Origin of the sequence: Candidatus Methanoperedens sp., assembly GCA_012026795.1 — an archaeon.
Classification (GTDB): domain Archaea; phylum Halobacteriota; class Methanosarcinia; order Methanosarcinales; family Methanoperedenaceae; genus Methanoperedens.
In genome coordinates this window covers 104,575-127,902 of record VEPM01000011.1, presented here as the reverse complement: position 1 = coordinate 127,902, position 23,328 = coordinate 104,575, and the positions used below count along the sequence as shown (strand labels likewise).

At 41.3% G+C, this 23,328-nt stretch carries 20 protein-coding genes and 1 CRISPR repeat array; of the genes, 7 read left to right on the top strand and 13 right to left on the bottom strand.

Annotated elements, in window-relative coordinates:
- Positions 1-112: 112 nt before the first annotated feature.
- Positions 113-1,468: a PGF-pre-PGF domain-containing protein gene (locus tag FIB07_06460; protein ID NJD52497.1), complete on the bottom strand. Its 1,356-nt coding sequence runs from the start codon at positions 1,466-1,468 to the stop codon at positions 113-115.
- Between the two features lie 201 nt (positions 1,469-1,669).
- Between FIB07_06460 and rbcL the strand changes: the two genes are divergently transcribed.
- A complete protein-coding gene (gene rbcL / locus FIB07_06455) occupies positions 1,670-2,956 on the top strand; it encodes a type III ribulose-bisphosphate carboxylase (protein ID NJD52496.1) in 1,287 nt (428 codons plus the stop codon).
- Between the two features lie 2 nt (positions 2,957-2,958).
- On the opposite strand, the gene FIB07_06450 is transcribed toward rbcL, so the two are convergent.
- Both FIB07_06450 and FIB07_06445 read right to left on the bottom strand, forming a co-directional pair.
- The gene (locus FIB07_06450) at positions 2,959-3,333 is read right to left on the bottom strand and encodes a hypothetical protein (GenBank protein ID NJD52495.1); all 375 of its coding nucleotides are present in this window, start codon (positions 3,331-3,333) and stop codon (positions 2,959-2,961) included.
- Between the two features lie 300 nt (positions 3,334-3,633).
- On the bottom strand, positions 3,634-4,083 hold the full coding sequence (locus FIB07_06445) for an FprA family A-type flavoprotein (protein NJD52494.1): 450 nt from the start codon (positions 4,081-4,083) through the stop codon (positions 3,634-3,636).
- A 139-nt stretch (positions 4,084-4,222) separates the two neighbouring features.
- Here FIB07_06445 and FIB07_06440 point away from each other — a divergent pair, with 139 nt between their 5' ends.
- A complete protein-coding gene (locus FIB07_06440; protein NJD52493.1) occupies positions 4,223-4,726 on the top strand; it encodes a hypothetical protein in 504 nt (167 codons plus the stop codon).
- On the opposite strand, the gene FIB07_06435 is transcribed toward FIB07_06440, so the two are convergent.
- The 8 genes from FIB07_06435 to cas4 all read right to left on the bottom strand — a co-directional run bounded on the left by FIB07_06435 (position 4,723) and on the right by cas4 (position 19,658).
- Complete coding sequence (locus FIB07_06435; GenBank protein NJD52492.1) at positions 4,723-5,451, bottom strand: 7-carboxy-7-deazaguanine synthase QueE; 729 nt, start codon at positions 5,449-5,451, stop codon at positions 4,723-4,725. The genes FIB07_06440 and FIB07_06435 overlap by 4 nt on opposite strands.
- 39 nt (positions 5,452-5,490) lie before the next feature.
- Entirely contained in the window at positions 5,491-6,582 is a 1,092-nt protein-coding gene (gene ftsZ / locus FIB07_06430; GenBank protein NJD52491.1) for a cell division protein FtsZ, read from the bottom strand.
- Positions 6,570-7,970 carry a hypothetical protein gene (locus tag FIB07_06425; GenBank protein ID NJD52490.1) on the bottom strand — a complete coding sequence of 467 codons (1,401 nt, stop codon included), beginning with the start codon at positions 7,968-7,970 and terminating at the stop codon, positions 6,570-6,572. Before FIB07_06425 ends, ftsZ begins: the two co-directional genes overlap by 13 nt.
- Before the next feature lie 36 nt (positions 7,971-8,006).
- The gene (locus FIB07_06420) at positions 8,007-8,270 is read right to left on the bottom strand and encodes a PRC-barrel domain containing protein (protein NJD52489.1); all 264 of its coding nucleotides are present in this window, start codon (positions 8,268-8,270) and stop codon (positions 8,007-8,009) included.
- A gap of 49 nt (positions 8,271-8,319) precedes the next feature.
- On the bottom strand, positions 8,320-10,551 hold the full coding sequence (locus FIB07_06415) for a CDC48 family AAA ATPase (protein NJD52488.1): 2,232 nt from the start codon (positions 10,549-10,551) through the stop codon (positions 8,320-8,322).
- Between the two features lie 207 nt (positions 10,552-10,758).
- A CRISPR array of direct repeats spans positions 10,759-17,644; the repeat unit is 30 nt; unit sequence GTTTCAATCCCTCTAAGGGCTGATTTTAAC.
- A 195-nt stretch (positions 17,645-17,839) separates the two neighbouring features.
- Positions 17,840-18,103, bottom strand: coding sequence for a CRISPR-associated endonuclease Cas2 (cas2, locus tag FIB07_06410; GenBank protein NJD52487.1), 264 nt, complete (start codon positions 18,101-18,103; stop codon positions 17,840-17,842).
- Between the two features lie 2 nt (positions 18,104-18,105).
- Complete coding sequence (cas1b, locus tag FIB07_06405; GenBank protein NJD52486.1) at positions 18,106-19,095, bottom strand: type I-B CRISPR-associated endonuclease Cas1; 990 nt, start codon at positions 19,093-19,095, stop codon at positions 18,106-18,108.
- Positions 19,092-19,658, bottom strand: a complete 567-nt coding sequence (gene cas4, locus FIB07_06400; GenBank protein NJD52485.1) for a CRISPR-associated protein Cas4 — start codon at positions 19,656-19,658, stop codon at positions 19,092-19,094. Before cas4 ends, cas1b begins: the two co-directional genes overlap by 4 nt.
- 261 nt (positions 19,659-19,919) lie before the next feature.
- On the opposite strand from cas4, the gene FIB07_06395 reads away from it, so the two are divergent.
- The 4 genes from FIB07_06395 (at position 19,920) to FIB07_06380 (ending at position 21,553) form a co-directional block, all read left to right on the top strand.
- On the top strand, positions 19,920-20,426 hold the full coding sequence (locus tag FIB07_06395) for a UPF0175 family protein (GenBank protein ID NJD52484.1): 507 nt from the start codon (positions 19,920-19,922) through the stop codon (positions 20,424-20,426).
- Positions 20,427-20,506: 80 nt separating this feature from the next.
- Positions 20,507-20,698, top strand: a complete 192-nt coding sequence (locus FIB07_06390) for a hypothetical protein (GenBank protein NJD52483.1) — start codon at positions 20,507-20,509, stop codon at positions 20,696-20,698.
- 217 nt (positions 20,699-20,915) lie between these two features.
- A complete protein-coding gene (locus FIB07_06385; GenBank protein NJD52482.1) occupies positions 20,916-21,203 on the top strand; it encodes a hypothetical protein in 288 nt (95 codons plus the stop codon).
- The gene (locus FIB07_06380) at positions 21,203-21,553 is read left to right on the top strand and encodes a hypothetical protein (GenBank protein NJD52481.1); all 351 of its coding nucleotides are present in this window, start codon (positions 21,203-21,205) and stop codon (positions 21,551-21,553) included. The genes FIB07_06385 and FIB07_06380 overlap by 1 nt, the downstream gene beginning before the upstream one ends.
- 568 nt (positions 21,554-22,121) lie before the next feature.
- On the opposite strand, the gene FIB07_06375 is transcribed toward FIB07_06380, so the two are convergent.
- Together FIB07_06375 and FIB07_06370 are read right to left on the bottom strand one after the other, a co-directional pair.
- Entirely contained in the window at positions 22,122-22,544 is a 423-nt protein-coding gene (locus FIB07_06375; GenBank protein NJD52480.1) for a hypothetical protein, read from the bottom strand.
- A complete protein-coding gene (locus FIB07_06370) occupies positions 22,545-22,775 on the bottom strand; it encodes a hypothetical protein (protein ID NJD52479.1) in 231 nt (76 codons plus the stop codon). It lies immediately after the preceding gene.
- A gap of 145 nt (positions 22,776-22,920) precedes the next feature.
- Between FIB07_06370 and FIB07_06365 the strand changes: the two genes are divergently transcribed.
- Positions 22,921-23,178, top strand: coding sequence for a hypothetical protein (locus tag FIB07_06365; GenBank protein ID NJD52478.1), 258 nt, complete (start codon positions 22,921-22,923; stop codon positions 23,176-23,178).
- Positions 23,179-23,328: the final 150 nt, after the last annotated feature.

Here is a 23,328-nt window from a genome sequence, read left to right as displayed (position 1 = left end):
CCCCCAACATTTTTAGAAATAATCTCATTATAGTATTCTTATGGACAAAATATTTTTTAAAAGATTTCGAAAGAAGGAATGGAGAATAACATCTCCATCCTTTAAATTGATGTTATCTCCTCCTGATATATATTGCAGCTCCGATAATGATCAATATTACAACAGCAGCCATAATAAGCGAAGAGTTTATCGGGGCCGCAGTGGGAGTTGTCGGAATCGGAGTAATTCCAGAAACGCTAGGAACTGCCGGAGTGGTTCCAGATCTTGTTACCCTGGGTGTTGCCCCTGCCACAGAGCCTTTCAAACCTGTTATTGCGAAATTTGAGAATGATGTCGTCTCTGTCTCGAAATAGGTATAAGTGCTATCTTTATTCTTTTCTGTGGTTTCAAGCTGCACCCACTTGCTACCATCCCACTTGACCATCTTCACATCGCTGCTTGAAAGACCGTTGCTTTCTATCCAGGAACTCTCCACCTTGAACCTGACTAAAGCATTTTTAATTCCACTTGAACTTGAAAAGATATTTATATTCCTGGATACTATGCCATCAGGCGCGACTGTTACCAGTCTGGATGTCCCTTTTAGAGATTCAACCCTCATGCTGACACTATTTTCATTTTCTCTGCCAACAACTGCGATTTCATATATTCTGGGTACAGCAGAGAACTTGTATATCACGGATTGGTCTGCCAGCAGATCCATTGCTACTATTTCAGATGATTCTACATTGTCAAACGGTTCCGAAGACACTATACCGCCTCCCGTGCTTCCGCTGGATCCGCCTGACGAAGTTGCTGGTGCTGATGTAACCGTGAATTTGCCAGTTGCTGAGGTAAATATCTTGGTAACTGCATTATTTTCTGCTCTAAGACTTGCAACTACTTCATAATCTCCAACCGGCAGGGTCGCTGTTTTTATCGTTACATTATAAATATAAGTGAGGTTTCCGTATCCGTAACCATATCCGTAACCGTATCCGTAACCATATCCCGTTCCCCGATTATACCCATAGCCATATCCGTAGCCAAAATCAGTTATTCTTCCGTAGCCATATCCATAGCCATACCCGAAACTTTCATAACCGTAGCCGTAGCCGATACTATCTTTACCATATCCATAGCCGTACCCAAAATCGAGTGGCTGGGGGATTTGAAAACCTGTTATTTCGATAATGGAGTCACCTGAAATCTTTTTTCCATCAAGGGAAAAAACCGCACTTGGATTAGTAGGTCCTGTCAAATTTAGCGAAATATCTTTCGCGGGAACAAACTGGTCTGGATCATTAATATCAATTTTTACTTGAAACTGGATATTGTTACCTTGTGTATATGGGCCCTGCAGCCCTAAAATACTGACCGACACTGCTTGTGCCGGGCCAGAAATTATCAGCATTATAACAATGAATAATGTTATAACAGTACTTGCTATAAATGGTCTCTTCTGATTGTCTTGTTTTAATTTTGCCACAATTATCACTCCTTAAATGGAAATAATTTGAAATATTTCTCCCAAGATTACACTTATCTTTAAAGATATTTAAAATCATCGTTTTATCCCGGAAGTGACTAAATTATATTTTTTTACTGTATTCTTCCATATCTTTTTGAGTCCGGCAGTTAAATCTTTTAATTCATAAAATAATGATTGAAGAATGGTGATAGAATGGCCATGAAAATTGATTGGTACAATGAATTCGTAGACCTGGATTATACTCCTGCAAAAAATGATCTGATCTGTTTATACTATTTTGAACCTGCGAAAGGAATTACAGAAAAAGAAGCGATAGGAAGGATAGCTTCAGAGAGTTCGGCCGGCACATGGACTACTCTCCATGATTTACCTGCAAGGGTTGAAAAGATAAAAGCGCGTGCGTTTGAATTAAATGGCAAATATGTAAAGATCGCTTATCCAATAGACCTCTGGGAACCTGGAAACGCCCCTCAGCTCCTGAGCGGGATAGCAGGAAATATCTTCGGGATGAAAGCCCTTCGGAATTTAAGGCTCATTGATGCATCCTTCCCAGGACAATATATTAAGTCTTTCAAAGGCCCGGGACAGGGTATTGAGGGAATAAGGTCTTTATTGAAAATCAAAGAACGCCCCATAACGGGTGCAGTACCAAAACCCAAGATCGGCTTTAGCTCATCTGAACATGCCGATGTTGCATACGAAACGTGGATGGGAGGATTTGATCTTGTAAAGGATGATGAGAACCTGACCTCCACATCTTTTAACCGCTTTGAAGACAGGCTTATGCGCATGGCCAGATTGCGTGATAAAGCTGAAAAAGAAACAGGCGAGGAGAAAGATGCACTTTTGAATATCACAGGTGAGACAAAAGAAATGATCCGAAAAGCTAAATTGCTTCATGATTCGGGCTGGAGGTTTGCCATGATCGATGTTGTTACCTGCGGAACCGCGTCTGTCCAGACAATGCGGGATGAGTGCGGCGACCTTGGATTAGCCATACACGCCCATCGTGCGATGCATGCGGCTTTTGACAGGAATCCGAGGCATGGGTTGAGCATGTATTTCCTTGCAAAACTTATGCGTTTATTAGGAGTAGATGAAATTCATTCAGGTACTGCAATAGGAAAACTTGTGGGGAGCAAAAAAGAGGTCACACAGATCGCCAGAGTGCTGCGCGACCATAAAATTGAAAATGATGGGATGCTTTCGCAGGATTGGGGATCAATAAAGCCGGCTCTTCCCGTTTCTTCAGGTGGCCTTCATCCGGGATTGATACCATCTGTCATGAGTATCCTGGGAAATGACTGTACATTGCTTGTAAGCGGCGGCATTCACGGCCACCCGAAAGGAACACGAGCTGGCGCAAAGGCAGTTATGCAGGCAATAGAAGCCACAATGGATGGTATTGGCCTTAATGAATTTGCGATAAAAAACAATGAATTGAAGCAGGCGCTTGGTAAATGGGAATATTACATGCCGAAATGAAACTATCCAAGGACTTGCTTTATTTTTTCAGATGCTTTTTTCATTTCGACAAGGACCAATCCCAGGTTTAGACCAGGTACTGTCATAACCAAGAGTATTGCTTTTGGTCCGGCTCCATATCCAATAATCTTACCATTTTTTGATTCCACTATCGTTCTCTCAGGGCTGCCTTTTCCAAGCTCGTTTGAAGCTGCTTCTGCTGCACCTACCATAGTAGCAGACAGTGCAACAAGTACTTCTGCGCGCTTTTGGTTCTTTAATGTTGAGTATATCAATAAGCCATCCCTGCTTGCTATTGCTATTGACTCTATCCCGCCAGTTTTATCAATTTCTTTCAGTGTGCTTTCAATCATTTTTATCCGTGTTTCATTAATCATTACAGCACCTTCCTCAGTTTAATCGACTTCAAATAACAATACGTCCTTCAAACTATTTAAACATGTGCAAAAGTGCAACAGTTGCACATTTAGATATTCTTGTATAAAAAGTTAGATTGGTATATTATCAAATTGACAAATAAATTAATTTGTATATTTACTCAATACATTTGATGTCTTCCGAAAAGCATTTCGGGCATTTCAAATTGGTACCAATACCTTTGAATGTCTTACTGCAATTGTTGCATATATATAGATGCGGTTCCATTCCACCTTCGAGTTCTACACCGAACGAATCACCTACGCTGCACATTTTACCTCCATATTATTTATCTTACAGGCAAGAAGCGAGCCAACCCGCCTGCATATCTCAAGTTCCTCTTCCCCGGGCATCCTTTTTATACATAAATCCTCTATCATCTCAACACGGTATGATCTCAATTGTTTATTGATCGCCTGTATAGCTTCAAGACCCCACCCATAAGACCCGAAAGCAAGCCCGATTTTCCCGGCCAGGTCAACATCAGCCAGTTCATTCAGGAATTTTTGCACGGAAGGCATCATCGCATCACGATAATTCGGGGAACCGATGGCAATGGCATCTGCATCAATGAGATGGTTCTTTTCAGCAAAAGATACATTTTCCACTATGGTTTCAACACCTTCCGCTTTTGCACCTTCTTCTATAGCCTTAGCTATCCTTTCAGTATTATGTGACCCTGTGCCATAGATAATTACAAGTTTTGGCATGTTCCTACATATTTTTAATTATCATTCGTGGTATTTGTACTTTACCAATTATGATTTTAAAACTTGTTATTTCTGTTTATCCAGTGATTTGACCGTAACATTTTTTTATCCCATGTCATATATGGAGCCAGGAGAAAATATGTTAAAAAAAATAGCTGTTTTATTATTCTTAGTAATAATAGTTTTTGTTTCAGGCTGTACTGATACAACTGTTGATCCGGTAAATAATACCGATCAGGTCAAATCCGAACAAATCCCTACTATCAATTTGCCTACAGGTTTTACATACATGGCAACACTTGAAACAAATATTACACGTGGCAATTTCTCAAAAAAAGCTATTGAGGGAGTTTACAGGACAGATACCGGAGAAGATATATATATTGATGTTTTCAAATCGGAGTCTCCAGAAGCTGTCATGGAAGAATATAAGGCTACATATAAGGATGAAGGTTATGAGCCATTCACCGAGATCTACTTTAATGGTCACAAGGCAACAAAAGTTACGACTCAGTTCATAAGTGATGGAAGGCCAGCCAATAAGTATAGAATCATCTGGACAACCAAAGATTCAATGATCAACGTCGGGTCATCAACCGATGCCCAAAAAGCGATCAACCTGGCTACAGCAACCAACAGTTAAAGAAGGTTCATCATCTTGTGCGTTTGCCCGATAGCACGCACATCTTTTAATTTTTCGCCTGCAAAATCCATCAGTTCAAACAATAGTGATGAAGAGACTTTTTTATCTGAAGTTACAGGCTGAAGGATAAAAGGGATATTATCATCAATTGATCTGACACCTTCGATAGCAGGTGATAATGACTGTTTTGTAGTCTCTGGCATGATTATTACTTTTACAAACGTCTTTGCAGCCTCATTCAGAATGGAAATCGTCTCAAGCTCATTTTTCAAAAGTTGCGAATAATGGTCAGTACAATCATGTTCAGGCAATTTAATGTCGCATGATGCTATTGTGATAATATCCTTTAATTCCCGCGCTTTTTCAGGAAAGCCGGAATTAGTTTCAAGGTATAAAGGATATTCCAGGCCAAGCGTCCTGATAAAATCTGCATGCAGCAGCGGTTCCCCGCCTGTCAGGCTGACATGTTTTGTTGAGGATGTCCATAATTTCCGGATAAAATCTGCAACCTCTTCCCTGTAAAGCGGTGTTTGTGCCAGGGTAAATTTTCCGCTTCCTGCATAAGTCTCAATCCTGCAGGAGCCTGAAATGTCACGTGTTTGTGGCGTGTCGCAGTAAGAACAGTGGAGCTGGCATTTTTCAAACCTGACAAAAACCTGGCGCATGCCTGCATAAGGACCTTCGCCCTGGATGGAATTGAATATCTCGTTTATGTACGCAGGCATTAATACCAATATTATAGTATTACAACTATTTTATTTGAGTTATTTTACAAAATCAATGCCGTATTTGGCCGTAGAAATATTTCCTTTGGTATTCTTGCCAAGAATCTGCGGTGATGTAACACCTGTAACAACGACCATTGTGCGTACGACATTTTCAAGATCAGGATCAACCATTGCGCCCCATATCAGCCTTGCCTTGGGATCAATGCGCGTATAAAGCTCATTCACCACACTTTCAGCTTCAGCTATGGTCATATCCGGCCCTCCGACTACATTTACAAGTGCGCCTGATGCGCCTGATACATCAACATCAAGGAGGGGGCTCCTTAACGCCCTCTGGACGGATTCCAGTGCTTTGTTCTCGCCTTCGGCTTCACCAAGACCTATCATTGCAACGCCACTCTTTTGCATAATAACCCTGACATCAGCAAAATCAAGATTCACAAGACCGGGTTTTGTGATCAATTCGGTTATTCCTTTTACTGAGCGCATAAGGACTTCATCACATACTTTAAAAGCTGTCTGCAAAGGAAGATGAGGGACAACTTCAAGCAATTTGTCATTCGGGACTACTATTACGGTATCTACGGCATCACGCAGACGCTCAAGCCCTGCTTCAGCATTATCCATGCGGATTTGTCCTTCGACTGAGAATGGAAGTGTTACAACAGCTATTGTCAATGCCCCGGCATCACGCGCAATTTCTGCAACAATAGGCGCAGAGCCTGTTCCTGTTCCTCCGCCAAGCCCGCATGTTATGAAAACAAGATCTGCATTCCCCACAGCTTTTTCAATCGCAGGTTTTGATTCCTGGGCTGCATCCTGCCCTATCTGCGGCAGGCTTCCGGCGCCAAGCCCTCTGGTCCTGTTTCTCCCGATAAGGATCTTCTTTTTAACCTGGATATTTAATAAATGCTGCGCATCAGTGTTGATAGCGTACAGCTCCGCCCCGATTATTCCCTCATCGGAAATTCTCTGGATCGTATTAGAGCCAGATCCACCACATCCTATGACAACAATATTTGTCTTTAATTCCTTTAATATTTCCAGTAGTTCCTTGTCCGTATCCCCAATTACTGGCATTGGAGATTCGCCTGCTCTTGATATTGCCTCTTTGATTATTGATTCCATGCTTCTTCTCCATCGTTTATTAATTTAATGGCTCTTTTATTTGTTTCATATACCATCTCTGGATTTATAGTTTTTCCGTCTATTATCACGGATTCACCCCGGGCCAGCCTCCCATACAACTGCATATCCACAACCCCAAGTGATTTAGCCAATTCCGGGCTGAACTTCCTGTCAGATATTTGCAGTATTCCCTTTTCCAGAGAGACATCATAATTTTTTTTAATAATTTCCACGCATTTATCCCTTAACTCTTCTGCAGCCAGCCTGGCGCATGAATCATCAATCCCGATAAGGATATGAGCAAATCTTCCATCTTCATATTCGATATAGGCCATATTATGGTCAGAGAGGAAAGCCTTAAGGCCATTCTTATCAAGTTTTTCCGCTTCGGATAAAAGTGCAGGATTGATCTTTGCGATCTTGACCCCCGGGCAGATGCATGTCTGGCAGGAGGATAGAGCACATTTTATCCCGTCAGTGATCACGGGTTTCCCGGAAGGGCATATCTCCTTGACTCTTTTTCGCAGCTGCATGCAAAATTCCCAGGGTACCCCGTCCATTTCCCTGATGTCGCTTTCCTTTAACACTTCAAAACCGCAGGCTTCAATCATTTTACTTAGCTTCTCACGCTGCTCACCCTTCATGGATTTCCGGTCAATATATGCAAAATCAGCTCCGCTTCTCACAAAGGCCTGGTGTATCATGGTCTCATCCAGTTCATCAAGGGCATACGAGGGAAAAATATGGCCGAAAGTGACATCAGTAGAAAGGATCAGCGAAGTTTGTCTTGGCGCGTAATGCGTACCTCCGAAACCCACAGCTACAGGTGAATCACTATCTTTAAAAAGAAGTATGGCTTCCGCAACTATCCGCCCTGCAACTTCGTCAAGCCACTGGCCTATGCTGCTTCCCACTTCAATAAAAACAGACGGAGTGTCAAGGTCGCTCGGACCATGATGCGTACACTCCAGAGTAATTTCATAATCTTCATTTCCTGCAAGGATTTTCAGCGAGCGAAGCAGTGACCTGACAGCCTGGGGGGCAGCGGCTGAAAGTTTCCGGGGAGTTCCCCCGAATTTTGCCTCATTAACATTACCTGTAGAATGTACAGTAAGAATAGCACGTAAATCTTTGCTTCTATGTTTGGAAGCAAATATCATAAGTGATGCAGGATAACCCAACCCGGCTAACTTTTTATCCAGGCCATCCTGGGAAATCAGGGATTCTTCTATTTCCACTATCCTGAAATTCTTATACTCAAAAACTAAAATACTTTCTTCGGATGATATATTATTCCATTTTCGAAGGGAGAAAAGGCAATTCTTAATATTCTGGCTTGCCCTGTCCTGGCTTGAACAGACGATCGTGACTTTTGGTTCACCTTTCAAAACACTGCCTTCTACAAATCCGGTATATGAAAAAAATTAATCAAAGTCGCTGCCAGTGACCAACTTCTTATCAACAATTGCATAATCTTTGGCGGCCCTTACTGCTTCGAATGGTATTAATACATAATTATTCTGTTTCTTGTATTTTGATAGATCTATATTATTTGTTGGTTTTACGACAAGATATACCAGAGATCCGCCCTGCATATCCATTACAACATCGGTAGCATATCCCAGTTCTGACCCGTCAGTAAGCATTACTCTCTTATTAGCTAAGTTTTTTGCAAGTATTTTTGCCATAGTAATCCCTTCATGAACCTTTCTCCAATAATGGGTTCATATGCTTTTTTCACCTGTAACCTATATAAGACTTCTGTTCCTGTTTTGTCCCGCCTTTAAATTGCCCCTGAAGTTTCTGGTAATATTCTATCATATCTTCAGCAAGAGCAGGCCTCACTTTCTTAAGAGCTTCACGGAAATGTTTCATTTCCACGATATCCGTATCGAAATTCTCCCTGAGAGCAAGCATTACAGCTTCCCTGCACAGGGATTCGATATCAGATCCCACATAATTTTCCGTAAGATCCGCAAGTTCTTCAATATCAACGTTATCGGAAAGATGACCGTTTTTCAGGTTTTTAAGATGGATATTGAATATATCGATCCTTCCGGTCCTTGTCGGGGGACCTATAAAGACAAGCCTGTCAAACCTGCCTGAACGTATCAGGGCAGGATCTATTATCTCAGGCCTGTTAGTCGCTGCAATAACTACCACATTCTTTAAGACCTCTATTCCATCAAGTTCTGTGAGAAGCTGGTTGATCACCCTTTCTGATGTCTTTGAACCATATTCAGTGCCGCGGATAGGGGCGATAGCATCAAGTTCGTCAAGAAAAATTATTGCCGGCGAAACCTGGCGCGCTTTCTTGAACACTTCACGTATTGCTTTTTCTGATTCCCCGACCCATTTGGACAGGAGCTGCGGGCCGCGTACACTTATGAAATTGGCAGAACTTTCATTGGCCACTGCTTTTGCCATAAGCGTTTTTCCAGTACCCGGAGGGCCGTAAAGGAGTATTCCCCTTGGCGGACGGATGCTCATTTTCTGGAATCTCTCAGGGAATTTTAATGGCCATTCCACTGCTTCTTTTATTTCCTGCTTGGCGTCATCAAGACCCCCGACATCATCCCAGACAACATCTGGCACTTCGATCATTACTTCCCTCATTGCCGAGGGTTCAACTTCCTTTAATGCCTCTTCAAAATCGTCAGCCGTTACCTGCATGCTTTCCAGCATTTCACGGGGGACGATCTCTTCAAGTTTTATCCGGGGGAGATATCTTCTTAGCGCCTTCATGGCCGCTTCCTTGGCAAGCGCCGAAATATCCGCACCTACAAACCCATGCGTCCTGCTGGAGATATATTCAATGTTCACTTCATCGGAAAGCGGCATACCTCTTGTATGTATCTGGAAAATCTCGATCCTGTCAGGCCTGTCCGGGACTCCGATCTCTATCTCGCGGTCAAATCTTCCGGGTCTGCGAAGCGCGGGGTCAATAGCATCAATGCGGTTTGTTGCACCGATCACCACCACCTGGCCTCTTTCTTCCAGCCCGTCCATCATTGTAAGGAGCTGCGCGACCACGCGCCGCTCGACTTCACCTGTTACTTCTTCCCTTTTAGGGGCAATGGAGTCCAGTTCGTCAATGAATATAATAGAAGGCGCAGCTTTGTTTGCCTGCTCGAAGATCTCACGAAGCCGCTGCTCGCTTTCCCCGTAATATTTACTCATAATCTCAGGACCAGCAATAGAGAAAAAATTGGCCCCGGATTCATTTGCTACTGCTCTTGCAATGAGTGTTTTCCCGGTTCCGGGAGGACCGTGCATCAAAACGCCTTTTGGCGGCTCGATACCCAGTCGTTCAAATACTTCAGGGTGTTTCATCGGGAGTTCTATCATCTCACGCAGGCGCTGGATCTCATCGCCCAGGCCCCCTATGTCTTCATAAGTGATCCCTGTCCCTGTTACATCAAGAACAACAGGTTTTTCCCTGAGTTTTATTTCTGTCTTATCAGTAACTAAAATGATACCTTCGGGTTCGGCTTCGATAGCGATAAGAGGTATTGCCTGCCCTGTAACGACCCTTCCCAGGAACGGATGTGCCATCGTACTCATTACAGGGATGATATCCCCTTTGCTGATGGGGCGTTTCATGATCTGGCGTTTTACCATTTCTTCAGCATCCCCGCCGAATTGTATGGACGTTCCTTCAGGCGGCGCAAGAACTACCTTTTGTGCAGGCTGGACATTCGCTTTTCTCAGTTTGATGGTGTCACCGATACCAACCCCTGCGTTTTGCCGTATAAAACCGTCTATACGAATGAGATTTTCTTCCCAGTCATTCCGGTCAGCGCGCCAGACTTTTGCAGCCGTTGATTTTTTCCCTTCTATCTCAATTATGTCACCGGGTATAAGCTGCATGACCATCAGGGTATGCGGGTCAAGCCGCGCTATTCCTCTTCCTGAATCATTCGGATATGCTTTTGCAACCGTAAGTTGTTTGCCGTCTTTTTCGTCCATTTTTATATCCCCTCAGATATATTCCTTCTCAGATATTTTCTTGATATATTTTATCAGGTTATCTAATTGTATCACATGGATAAAAATATATGCCAGAGGTTTTAAGGGTTTTAAAGAAATAGTGCGGTGGGTATCTGCATGGTTAAATGCTCTTACTGTTTTTTTGATTTCTCTAAGGATAGATTTTAATTTCCGTTGCCGTTCCTGGTTTCAATCCCTCTGAGGGCTGATTTTAACAACTGGAGTAAACACAGTGAGTACAATATATCTCAAGTTTCAATCCCTCTAAGGGCTGATTTTAACAATATAAATATAACCAATACTTCGCTTGTATTTAATCTTTCAATCCCTCTAAGGGCTGATTTTAACTCGGGGAATGCAACGGCAGGGACAATCAACTTTAATCTTTCAATCCCTCTAAGGGCTGATTTTAACTCCAGATTATGCTACTATGAATTCTAGCTATTTATCCTTTCAATCCCTCTAAGGGCTGATTTTAACGGCAGATACTTCAACTCATGGGAAACTGGAATTAATGACTTTCAATCCCTCTAAGGGCTGATTTTAACTATACGGAATCTCTGACCCTTATCGTTTTCTGCAAGCCTTTCAATCCCTCTAAGGGCTGATTTTAACTTCGTTCAGCCGTCCAATATCCGTTTGGGTGATGTATGTTTCAATCCCTCTAAGGGCTGATTTTAACTTTATCAGAACAATATAGAGGAAGAATACCACATAATAAGTTTCAATCCCTCTAAGGGCTGATTTTAACTATTAAGGTTTTAATAATTGTATAACTGTAGGTGTTGTTTCAATCCCTCTAAGGGCTGATTTTAACTATTTCTCTGCTATTTTGTTTACATATATTGTATCTTGTTTCAATCCCTCTAAGGGCTGATTTTAACACCAGAAGACATTCCAAATATTAAAGTGTGTGTATTGTTTCAATCCCTCTAAGGGCTGATTTTAACAAAAGTTGATCAGTCTTTCATAGACCAGGAGTTTGCCGTTTCAATCCCTCTAAGGGCTGATTTTAACATCACCAGATACCCCTGTAACTTACATCACTACTGAGTTTCAATCCCTCTAAGGGCTGATTTTAACTGGGATTTAGACGGAAAAGGGGAAGCGGTCGTATTGAGTTTCAATCCCTCTAAGGGCTGATTTTAACATAGAATGTGAACGTCTTCAGGGATTTCCCGATGATGTTTCAATCCCTCTAAGGGCTGATTTTAACCAAGAAACTGGTCATCTTTTTAACTTTGAGGCAACTCCGTTTCAATCCCTCTAAGGGCTGATTTTAACGACTATTATCCTCTTCCGGAAGTTGGCGCGGTAAAACGTTTCAATCCCTCTAAGGGCTGATTTTAACGGAGAATGGAGTGACATGAATGTTGAAATAGCTGCGTTTCAATCCCTCTAAGGGCTGATTTTAACCGATGTCGGGCGCATGTACAATGAAGGCGTGCTTACAAGTTTCAATCCCTCTAAGGGCTGATTTTAACCAGCTATAAGGGCGGACGGTTCGAGTGTCTACAAAAGTTTCAATCCCTCTAAGGGCTGATTTTAACTCGGTCAAGAAATATTCGATAGCTGACATCAATGTAGTTTCAATCCCTCTAAGGGCTGATTTTAACGAAGGAAATGGGAAAAGGAGTATTTTGAGATAGGGTCGTTTCAATCCCTCTAAGGGCTGATTTTAACTTGCTTGCTAATCGACGCTTTGGAGATATAATTCTGGTTTCAATCCCTCTAAGGGCTGATTTTAACAGAGAAGGAAAATCAGTATTTATTAAGGTGTTATAAGTTTCAATCCCTCTAAGGGCTGATTTTAACCTATTTGAGTGTAAAACCTATCAATATCATGGGTAATGTTTCAATCCCTCTAAGGGCTGATTTTAACAAGCCATCACATCTTTTGAAGAAACATAGTTTCTTGTTTCAATCCCTCTAAGGGCTGATTTTAACAATATGAGGTTGTGGGTGTAGTATGATTGGGACAGTAGTTTCAATCCCTCTAAGGGCTGATTTTAACATTTCATTATATATTCCTATGTAATTATCCAATGTTCGTTTCAATCCCTCTAAGGGCTGATTTTAACTTAAAGTGGTCCAATCATTCCCTTTGTTGTTTTCTTGTTTCAATCCCTCTAAGGGCTGATTTTAACCTAATATATGCATTGAAAAATGAGTGTATAATCACGTTTCAATCCCTCTAAGGGCTGATTTTAACTATTCATCTCTTTCAGCGCTTTGCCATCCGAATCGAGTTTCAATCCCTCTAAGGGCTGATTTTAACGTGAAATTTCCGCTTTTGAATGGCACGATTGACTTAGTTTCAATCCCTCTAAGGGCTGATTTTAACACGAAACACGAAATAGAACAACTCAATGCCGAAATGTGTTTCAATCCCTCTAAGGGCTGATTTTAACTTAAAGTGAATGATCCCGATATGATTATAGCTCACAAGTTTCAATCCCTCTAAGGGCTGATTTTAACGAATCTCTACTGGTGTCTTTCCAAAGTCTACTTTAGAGTTTCAATCCCTCTAAGGGCTGATTTTAACGTTCGTAAAGATTAATTCGAGTAGTCAGGATTAATAGTTTCAATCCCTCTAAGGGCTGATTTTAACATGACGTATTTGAAAGCACAACTCCAGAAGATATTTTGTTTCAATCCCTCTAAGGGCTGATTTTAACATTCGCCACCTCTCAGTGTGTTATATGAGTTGGGTGTTTCAATCCCTCTAAGGGCTGATTTTAACTATCAATTCGATAAAAAAGAATATATAAAACTCATGTGTTTCAATCCCTCTAAGGGCTGATTTTAACAGCCTTCACCTGCCCAACCACCTTTCTGTTATTTTAAGTTTCAATCCCTCTAAGGGCTGATTTTAACTGAAGACTCCGAGCCAGCATAGACCTTATTAGTAAGGTTTCAATCCCTCTAAGGGCTGATTTTAACTAAACTGACCATCACTCTATTTTCGCATTCTGCTCTCGTTTCAATCCCTCTAAGGGCTGATTTTAACGGTTTGTATTTATTGAAGTAATCTGATGGGAGCCATGTTTCAATCCCTCTAAGGGCTGATTTTAACTTAATTTCGGTGTCCACTATTAGTGGTTTTGTTCGCAGTTTCAATCCCTCTAAGGGCTGATTTTAACTTGTTGGTAATGGTGTAAGATTTACTTCTAAAAAAATGTTTCAATCCCTCTAAGGGCTGATTTTAACGAAATAAACATATTTACGTCATATCCATGTATAGAAGTTTCAATCCCTCTAAGGGCTGATTTTAACAAGAGGTAGAAAAATGTCAATAGACAAAACAAAATAGTTTCAATCCCTCTAAGGGCTGATTTTAACACCATTAAACATATCAATATGATGGGTAATAGAAAATGTTTCAATCCCTCTAAGGGCTGATTTTAACGAAAATAGGCGAGTTCACAATTAATCAGGCAGTACAGATGTTTCAATCCCTCTAAGGGCTGATTTTAACTATAAAATGAATTGCAGAGTATGCAATATTGAGTTAAGTTTCAATCCCTCTAAGGGCTGATTTTAACATGCCATGTCCGTAAGTCAATCGAACCGTTTAGTAAGTTTCAATCCCTCTAAGGGCTGATTTTAACAAGGATACAAACTTGTCTGATCGACTACATTTAATATGTTTCAATCCCTCTAAGGGCTGATTTTAACGAGGAAATGTATTTTCTGTAATAATGAAGCATATGAAGTTTCAATCCCTCTAAGGGCTGATTTTAACAGAAGTTAGCTCAGGAGAAGCCCCATGCCTTTAGGCGTTTCAATCCCTCTAAGGGCTGATTTTAACGCCTGGTTGTTAACTCCAAAATTAGCAACAATGACATGTTTCAATCCCTCTAAGGGCTGATTTTAACCCTCCCCCCAGAGGAACCACAGTAAGGGTAACTTCGTTTCAATCCCTCTAAGGGCTGATTTTAACTAAGTGTACGTGCTACCTACTTGATACAAACATTGTTGTTTCAATCCCTCTAAGGGCTGATTTTAACGGATGATAATTGATGGATTTATTGCAGTCATTACCAAGTTTCAATCCCTCTAAGGGCTGATTTTAACCGACATAATAGCTACAGCCGCGGAACCATCTATCATGTTTCAATCCCTCTAAGGGCTGATTTTAACTTTTTTGCTTTTTTGTGTTCTGTCCTCGCATACCTTGTTTCAATCCCTCTAAGGGCTGATTTTAACAATAAAAATATTAGTTTTGATATGGATACAAAAATAAGTTTCAATCCCTCTAAGGGCTGATTTTAACTTCTTTAGTATGAACAGATTGAACAGATTGATCAGAGTTTCAATCCCTCTAAGGGCTGATTTTAACTATTAATCAATAACCCTGCCGAAAAAAGCATTGCTTGTTTCAATCCCTCTAAGGGCTGATTTTAACAACTACTTCGTTTCGATTCCTTGGTAAATATGTTATGTTTCAATCCCTCTAAGGGCTGATTTTAACCAACGAAATTACCCAGTACATTCCAGGTATCTGCCGTGTTTCAATCCCTCTAAGGGCTGATTTTAACATTGCCAAGTCCCAATCAAATGTATGAGATGTTACACGTTTCAATCCCTCTAAGGGCTGATTTTAACTCTGTAGGTCTCCGTATCAATCCCCTTGATACGGAAATGTTTCAATCCCTCTAAGGGCTGATTTTAACTACGCCATGTGAAATGACAATCTCTTTGATTTCGGTGTTTCAATCCCTCTAAGGGCTGATTTTAACAGTTCAGGGTTTGCTTATGGGAACAATACCGCCCGGGTTTCAATCCCTCTAAGGGCTGATTTTAACGGCGTATTCAAAGTATGCCGATATTGAAGTTATACAGTTTCAATCCCTCTAAGGGCTGATTTTAACACAGGCATATGGCAGCGATCGAACGAAGCCTGACGCGTTTCAATCCCTCTAAGGGCTGATTTTAACTATACAATAACATTCGCAATATAAGTCCCGAACTCCCGTTTCAATCCCTCTAAGGGCTGATTTTAACTATGCCTGCCTCATAGCTGCCGTTACGAATTGCTTGTTTCAATCCCTCTAAGGGCTGATTTTAACCAAATCAGGAGTACGACGTTGATATTCCTGTAACGACGTTTCAATCCCTCTAAGGGCTGATTTTAACTGTGTCTGAAGAGAAGAATTTCACATGGGAAACAGAGTTTCAATCCCTCTAAGGGCTGATTTTAACAAGACGCTATCCGTATAGAACAAGAGACTTGAAGACAGTTTCAATCCCTCTAAGGGCTGATTTTAACGCAGACCGATAGCGGTTTAGGTGAATCGGAGCATGCGGAGTTTCAATCCCTCTAAGGGCTGATTTTAACGGCCGGGATGAACAAACAGCGTGCCCTTGAGGACTATGTTTCAATCCCTCTAAGGGCTGATTTTAACTGGATTATGTTCCGAATTTGGACATATCAATTTTTCGTTTCAATCCCTCTAAGGGCTGATTTTAACCTCTTTCAATTTGAGATAAACTTGATATTGCTTTTAAGTTTCAATCCCTCTAAGGGCTGATTTTAACAAGGCTTTTTTGTTGACCATTTTCTTCATGTTTCCCAGTTTCAATCCCTCTAAGGGCTGATTTTAACTCAAACGATTATCTGAGCATTACTGGTATCAACCGTGGTTTCAATCCCTCTAAGGGCTGATTTTAACTATTCTGAAATCTCCTCTAACACCTTCTGCCGCTGTGTTTCAATCCCTCTAAGGGCTGATTTTAACCGGACATTTTTATAGTTATCTGACGAAACAAGAGATAGGTTTCAATCCCTCTAAGGGCTGATTTTAACCCGGAATTTGAGGTGCGTCGTTGCCAATGTTGGAAATGTTTCAATCCCTCTAAGGGCTGATTTTAACGATCATGATGCGTACCCCTTATAAACCACGACCAACCGTGTTTCAATCCCTCTAAGGGCTGATTTTAACGCGTCTTTCTATCGCTTCCCTGTCTGTTTTACGGAGGTTTCAATCCCTCTAAGGGCTGATTTTAACTGCATACCTGTTGTACAGTAAGATATCAGGTGATATGTTTCAATCCCTCTAAGGGCTGATTTTAACGGGAACGTGGGTAACAGCTCTTCGGGCTATCGTTATTGTTTCAATCCCTCTAAGGGCTGATTTTAACTCTTTACGGGTTTTTTGCCGAATGATGCCAACATTTGTTTCAATCCCTCTAAGGGCTGATTTTAACTATTCCACGTTCTTAGGTCAATCGAACCGTTTAACAGGTTTCAATCCCTCTAAGGGCTGATTTTAACAGATTCCACAATAAATTGATCAACCATGAAATTATTGTTTCAATCCCTCTAAGGGCTGATTTTAACGCGCATAAGCAGTAAAAGATATTTCATCCTCATACCGGTTTCAATCCCTCTAAGGGCTGATTTTAACCAAAAGGACAGCGATAGCGGGGTTATCCTTTGTTTCGTTTCAATCCCTCTAAGGGCTGATTTTAACTATCGGCGATAGCGTCAGCAGCAGGCGGTATACTGCGTTTCAATCCCTCTAAGGGCTGATTTTAACTCATTTGTAGCCGCGCTTGCGTCGAATCCTTGAGGTGTTTCAATCCCTCTAAGGGCTGATTTTAACCCTATCAATTATTGTTTCCATGTCCTCACCTTTAAGCGTTTCAATCCCTCTAAGGGCTGATTTTAACTGTCACGGGTGAATTGATATGCTTCAAGTATATCGGTTTCAATCCCTCTAAGGGCTGATTTTAACCATATAAATTACCGTATATAAATCAGCGGAATGAATGTTTCAATCCCTCTAAGGGCTGATTTTAACGGGATATGACCAGGAGCACGCGGACAAGTTAACAGAAGTTTCAATCCCTCTAAGGGCTGATTTTAACACGATGACAACGACGGAGATGGGAAAAGGAGGATTTGTTTCAATCCCTCTAAGGGCTGATTTTAACACGCTGTTGTCCTGGTATGAAGGAAGGTGATAAATTAGTTTCAATCCCTCTAAGGGCTGATTTTAACTTATGCCTGCCTCATAGCTGCCGTTACGAATTGCTTGTTTCAATCCCTCTAAGGGCTGATTTTAACCAAGCTTTTTCCAGCCGAATTTTCAGGTGAATCTCTTGGAAAAATAGACTATTTTTTCAGGTATTGTCTATTGATTTTCTCTCAAATCTAATTAGAACTCATTCCACAAAAACCTTTGCAAAAATAGAATTTATTATCGTGCATCTTGGGTTTTGTATTTCCTTTATAAAGATCCACGACTTTTTCAGGAATCCCTCATATTATCGTTGTTATCTCAGCTTTCTTCGTCCCGATCTCATCAATAGCAAGATACTTCCTGTCTTTCGTTTTGTAGCAAATGACATTATCCACTGATTCATCGATCACATCCTTGAGACCATTCATAACCTTCATGTATTCAGCCTCTGTTAGTTCACCTTCCAGCACGCTGTTCTGCACCCAATTCAGATACTGCTTCAGGTAAACCCTTACCTTATTCACTCTTTCAATCCCGACATCATAAACGATTATTACGTACAGGGTTACCACCACATAATCAGCGGCTTATAGTCCTTTTCACCGAGGCAGTGCTTCACCAGTTTATATAACTCAAGTCTTATGAGCCGCTTGAATGAAACGTTTTGTTCCAATCCCCTGTGCTTGATGGTTGTGGAAAGCTTCTCATTATATTCTGTCAGGAACAATTTTTTCCCTTTCTCACTGAGCAGCATATCCCCGATTTCGCCCCTGAAACAATCATCATCAAGCATGTTCTTATTCACAAGCTTCAGGATGATCCTGTCGATAATAATGGGCTTGAAAATCTCGCTAACATCAAGAGCAAGCGAGAATCTTCGCTCAAAAGGCTCATGGAGGAAAGAAATGGTGGGATTAAGCTGGGTATTGTATATCTCAGAAAGGGTGGTTGTGTACATCAGGGAATTCCCGAAACTGATGAGTGTGTTCATCCTGTTCTCCGGGGGCATCCTTGACCGTTTGATTATCTTATAATTCTCAGGGAATATTTCATCAAGCGCCGTATAATACAGGTTCCTTATCCGCCCCTCCACATTCATGACTTCGGGGATGGTTTCTGTCCCTGGCAATCTTGCTATCTCGGATTCGATCCCGCCGATATGCGTTTCCAGGCTTTTATTATCACGCGCATAATAGTTAAGGTTGCGCAGAATGTTGCCGCATGCGCCTTCCACAAAACATTTCGCAAGGATCAGCCTCTTTGCGCTGTCAAGATAATTCGATGTCTGTTTCACTGTCAGGTCACCGCTTATCAACGTTTCGCGCGGGTAGAAAGACCCTTCATAAAAACCATAATAATTAAAGAAATGTATGGGTATCCCGCTCTTTGCAAGGTAATCCACTACACCGGAGGAAAAACTTAGCCGCCCGTATGCGTATATTGAATAAATCTTATTTACCGGAAGGGCGCGTTTTGTGTTATCGTTCTCGAAATATACGGTATTCTCATGCCTTGTGAGGCCTCCGTCCTGGGTAATATAGTAATCTTCCTTCATACTTCATCTCCGAAACAAAATTCATAATAAGCGCATTTCGGGCATATCCTGGTCTTCTCAGGCACGGGCATTCTTCCCATCGCGATCTTCCTGATATCATTTATCACATTTTCCATATCGGATTCATCCTTTCCAAGAAGAGTTATCTCTTCTTTCTTGCTAACGAGGGGGTAATTTATCTCCCCGGTGGCCTGTATGCCTTTTGATTTGAGATAATACAGGTAATACAGCATCTGCCAGCGGTGCGCCTCTTCCATGCTTTTTGTCTTCTTTATTTCATGGAGAACAATGGTATCTCCCTTCCTGATGAAATCGATGCTTATCGTCTGGTCAATGGTGATCTCTTTTGAGTCGCGCTTATAGCGGTCTTCATGCAGCTGTTTCCCGATATTCACATTGTCATGATCCTTCTCAAGTGTGATGTTGTGCGAGAATAACCAGAGTTTTGTATGACATATGAAATAGTATGTTACTTTAACGCCAGTGATGCGCATGGCTCCGGCTATTATGTCGTCAGGTTGCGCTTTTTCTTCTTTTTTCAACGTTGGATTTGATATTGCCATCCTGCTCCGGTATATTCATATTATTTTTACAAATATTTATAATGTTATGCTGTTTAAGCGATTCCAAATACTCATTCCACTTGCAACGTAATGATAGGATACGGATTAATACTGCGCCTCATCACCGCCAGCTTTTGACTTGGAAGGAATATGGGCAGGTCAGTGGCGCGTGCTGAAAAGCGGTGCTATTTCTGTGTTATCGGAAAGTATAATTATTGTGCAATAAATTTCTGGCGCTTCGCGGAGGCATAGGCAACCCAAATGCGAAATATATTCCTGAGAATATTATCAACGGCGCCGGGGTTGCCACCCCAGAACCCCGGTGAGGCGCCGCCGATGGCGGGGTTTATAAGATATCAACCGGTTGCTTATGGCAGGAACATATTCGCGGAAGAAAAATGGATGCGGTGGGGGCAGGATCGTATTTTTGTGGATTTGGAAGCAGTTATGCAAACGCTTATAATAAAAGAACTAAAATTAGTTATTATGACAGTAGCTGCAAAAACCATCAAAACAGAGATACAATTACCTGTTGATATTTTATATTCACTTGGTATCGATAAAACTCGTATTGAATATTTTGTGAAGAAGAATTTCCTGCTGGAACTTTACAGGGAAGGGAAGATATCTCTTGCCAAAATGGCGGCTTTGCTTGGAGTGAGTCGAACCGAGATGCTGGGGATCATGAAAGATTCGAATATCCCTTTGAACTATGGGATTTCGGAACTCAATGAAGATATTGAAACTGCGAAAAGAATGGGAATATAGCATGATGCTGGAAGGTTATGGGAATGTGGGGAGTTCCGATAGCGGCGCTATATCTGTGTTATTAAAAATATAATTACTTTATGATAAATTTCCAGCGCTTTGCGGAGGAAGAAGGAAATCCCCCAAATGTGAAATTCCAGAGAATATTATCAACGGCGCCGGGGTTACGACCCCAGAACCCCGGTGAGGCGCCGCCGATGGCGGGGTTTGGCATGAAATCATCTCTTGCATGGAATTACAACAATCCATACTTGCATTGTAGAATAAAATAATACGCCCGTCTCTTTTTATTGCGGGGTCGTCCGGAAGATGCGGGGGCAGAGTCCGCAAAGAGACCATTTGGGGGTGAAAATCGGAAAATAGAGACTATAGATCATAGTAAAAAAGTGCTTTCATGTCAGGAAAGGATTTTGAGGGGCAGCACAGATAATTTCCCGACATCTTTTTATATACTGAAACTTATTAATTGTTAGTTTATAGGCAGATTTTATGAATAGTGCATCTGAAGCAGCTCAACCGACAATAATAAGCCCGCATGTAAGAGGTGTAGAGACGGAAACATTTCTTATTTTATCTAAAATCTCAGAGGAAAAGGAATTGTTAAAAAGTATATTACAGAAATATAATGCAAAAAATCCAGAAACTATTGAAAAAATGATTGAGCAAGGTAAGATTGAGGAGCATCCGGCATATGAAGATTACCTTTCAGCGCTTTCTTATGAACATAATATAAAAGACCTCAAGAAGCTGCTGGATAATCTCGTAAAGAGAATATAATGCACAGGCTTTTTATTGTTGCTCAATGCGCGCAAGAGCATTTTTTGAATATTTTAAGCGAGGCACCAATAATTTATAGTGATAAGGTGAGACTTGTTTTTGTCGATGGCTCATATATGGACATAAGATACCCTGTTGATTCCAAATACTCATTCCACTGGCAGCGTGAAGATGAAATGATAAGGATTGATACTGCGCCCCACCATCGCAAGCTTTCGACTTTTCCAAGACACATGCATATCGGAAAGGAAGAGAATGTAGTTGAGGATTCGATTACTGAGATCGACAATACAATAGAGGAAAATGTGATGTGCGTACTGGCATTCGTGCGAAGTAAACTGGAAAAATAGCTGTTCATTCCCGGAAGAGATCGGGCGCAGGGCATCACTCCTTGGTAGATTATATAAATAATCTTAAATTAATTTCCGGAGCTACGCGAAAACCAAAACCGCAAATGAACTTACTATAAACAACTTTTGGCCAACATTATACGGCGCCGGGGTTGCGACACCAGACCCCGGTGCGCCGATGGCGGGGTTTAATATGAAATCAGCGGTTGCATTGTATAATATAATACAGGGCTGTTTTTATCCGCAAGAATCAGGGGGCATCACCGCAAAGCGCGAAGGGTTTGCCAAGAGATGGCGGCGCGGAAATTGATGAAAAATAGGGGGCGGGGAAAGTTTGATCGGAAGGGAGGGGCTTTCTCCATAATCAATATATTTACTATGTGATAAACTTCTGGTGCTTGGCGAAATAAGAAACCGCAGGCCGATGAACGTGGATCGGATACATGGGTAATATCTCGCGCTTGTTCGCTTCTGTTTACTGCGGCGCCGGCAGGGAGAATGTTGGAAGTGCAGAATCTCTAAAGGCTGCGCAGCGGGAAAAGCGAGGGTGTGGAGCATCTGGCTGGAACTATTCAAATTGCATCAATTTTATCACTTCACCTGTTGATAGTACTTTAATTGCAAACTGCTTTTTCAATAGTTTATCGTTAGACCAAATAACTCCGTTTAATTTCAGAGCAAGTGCAAAATACTGAACATCATTAGGGTCAGGGGATATTTTTTCTGCGTCGCTGAAAAATTCTGCAAACTCCTCAAATGAAACAAAATCAATTTCTTTTCCAAGAAAATTAAGTACTTTCCCAAGCTCTTCACTTGAAAGTCCAGTTTTCTTAAGTATCTCTCTGGAGTGTTTTTCAACTTCCACCATAAGAAATTCAGGAGCCACGAATTCAAATCTTTTATTTGCTCTATTCAAAATAAAAATATCAAATGTTTTCCCACCTTTGATAAGAACGGAAAAAACAACATTTGCATCAACAACAAGAAGCATTTATTCTATCGCTGAATCTTTAAATCTTTTTGCAAGTGACCTATTGACCTTTCTTCCGAGTTCCAACGCATCCTCTTCGTTCATCTTGCTTTTGGAAACAATGGATTTCAATTCACTCAATTCATTGACTTTCTTTTTAAGTAAATCCCTAGTGACTACATTCCAGTCTAATTCAAAGCTTGCCATTTTTCGCCAGAGTTCTTCAGGTATATTTACTTTTAATTCAGCCATATGTTATATTTTGATATTGTCTTATATAAGCATTATTGAAGAGCAGTAAGGGAGGACCGGAGGAGCATGGGCAATAAGTTCGCAAAGAAGAAGCGGCTGAGGATTGCGTTCTGGGGGCCCTTGGGTAAATGAAAAATTATATATAATGCCATTTATAATGAGTATTAGTGAGAAAATGGCGATAAGCGAACTGGATGTTGCAGCTTTCATTAAGCATAAAGATTTAAAGCTCGTTGGTGACAGATTGATAACTATCCCGAAAAAAAGAGAGAAAGGATTCTTACATATTGGCATGAATGATTTTAAATACGCAAAATATATTCTAGTGAACATTATCTTAACGGCGCCGGGGTTGCGACCCCAGACCCCGGTGAGGCGCCGCCGATGGCGGGGTTTAATATGAAAATCATTGGTTGCATTGCATAATATGATACAGAGCTGTTTTTATCCGCAAGAATCAGGGGGGCGTCACCGCAAAAAGCACAGGAGTCCGCGAAGAGGAGGAGGCGCGGGGATAAGGGAAGATGGATGTGGCGGAGGAGTGCATTTCCTT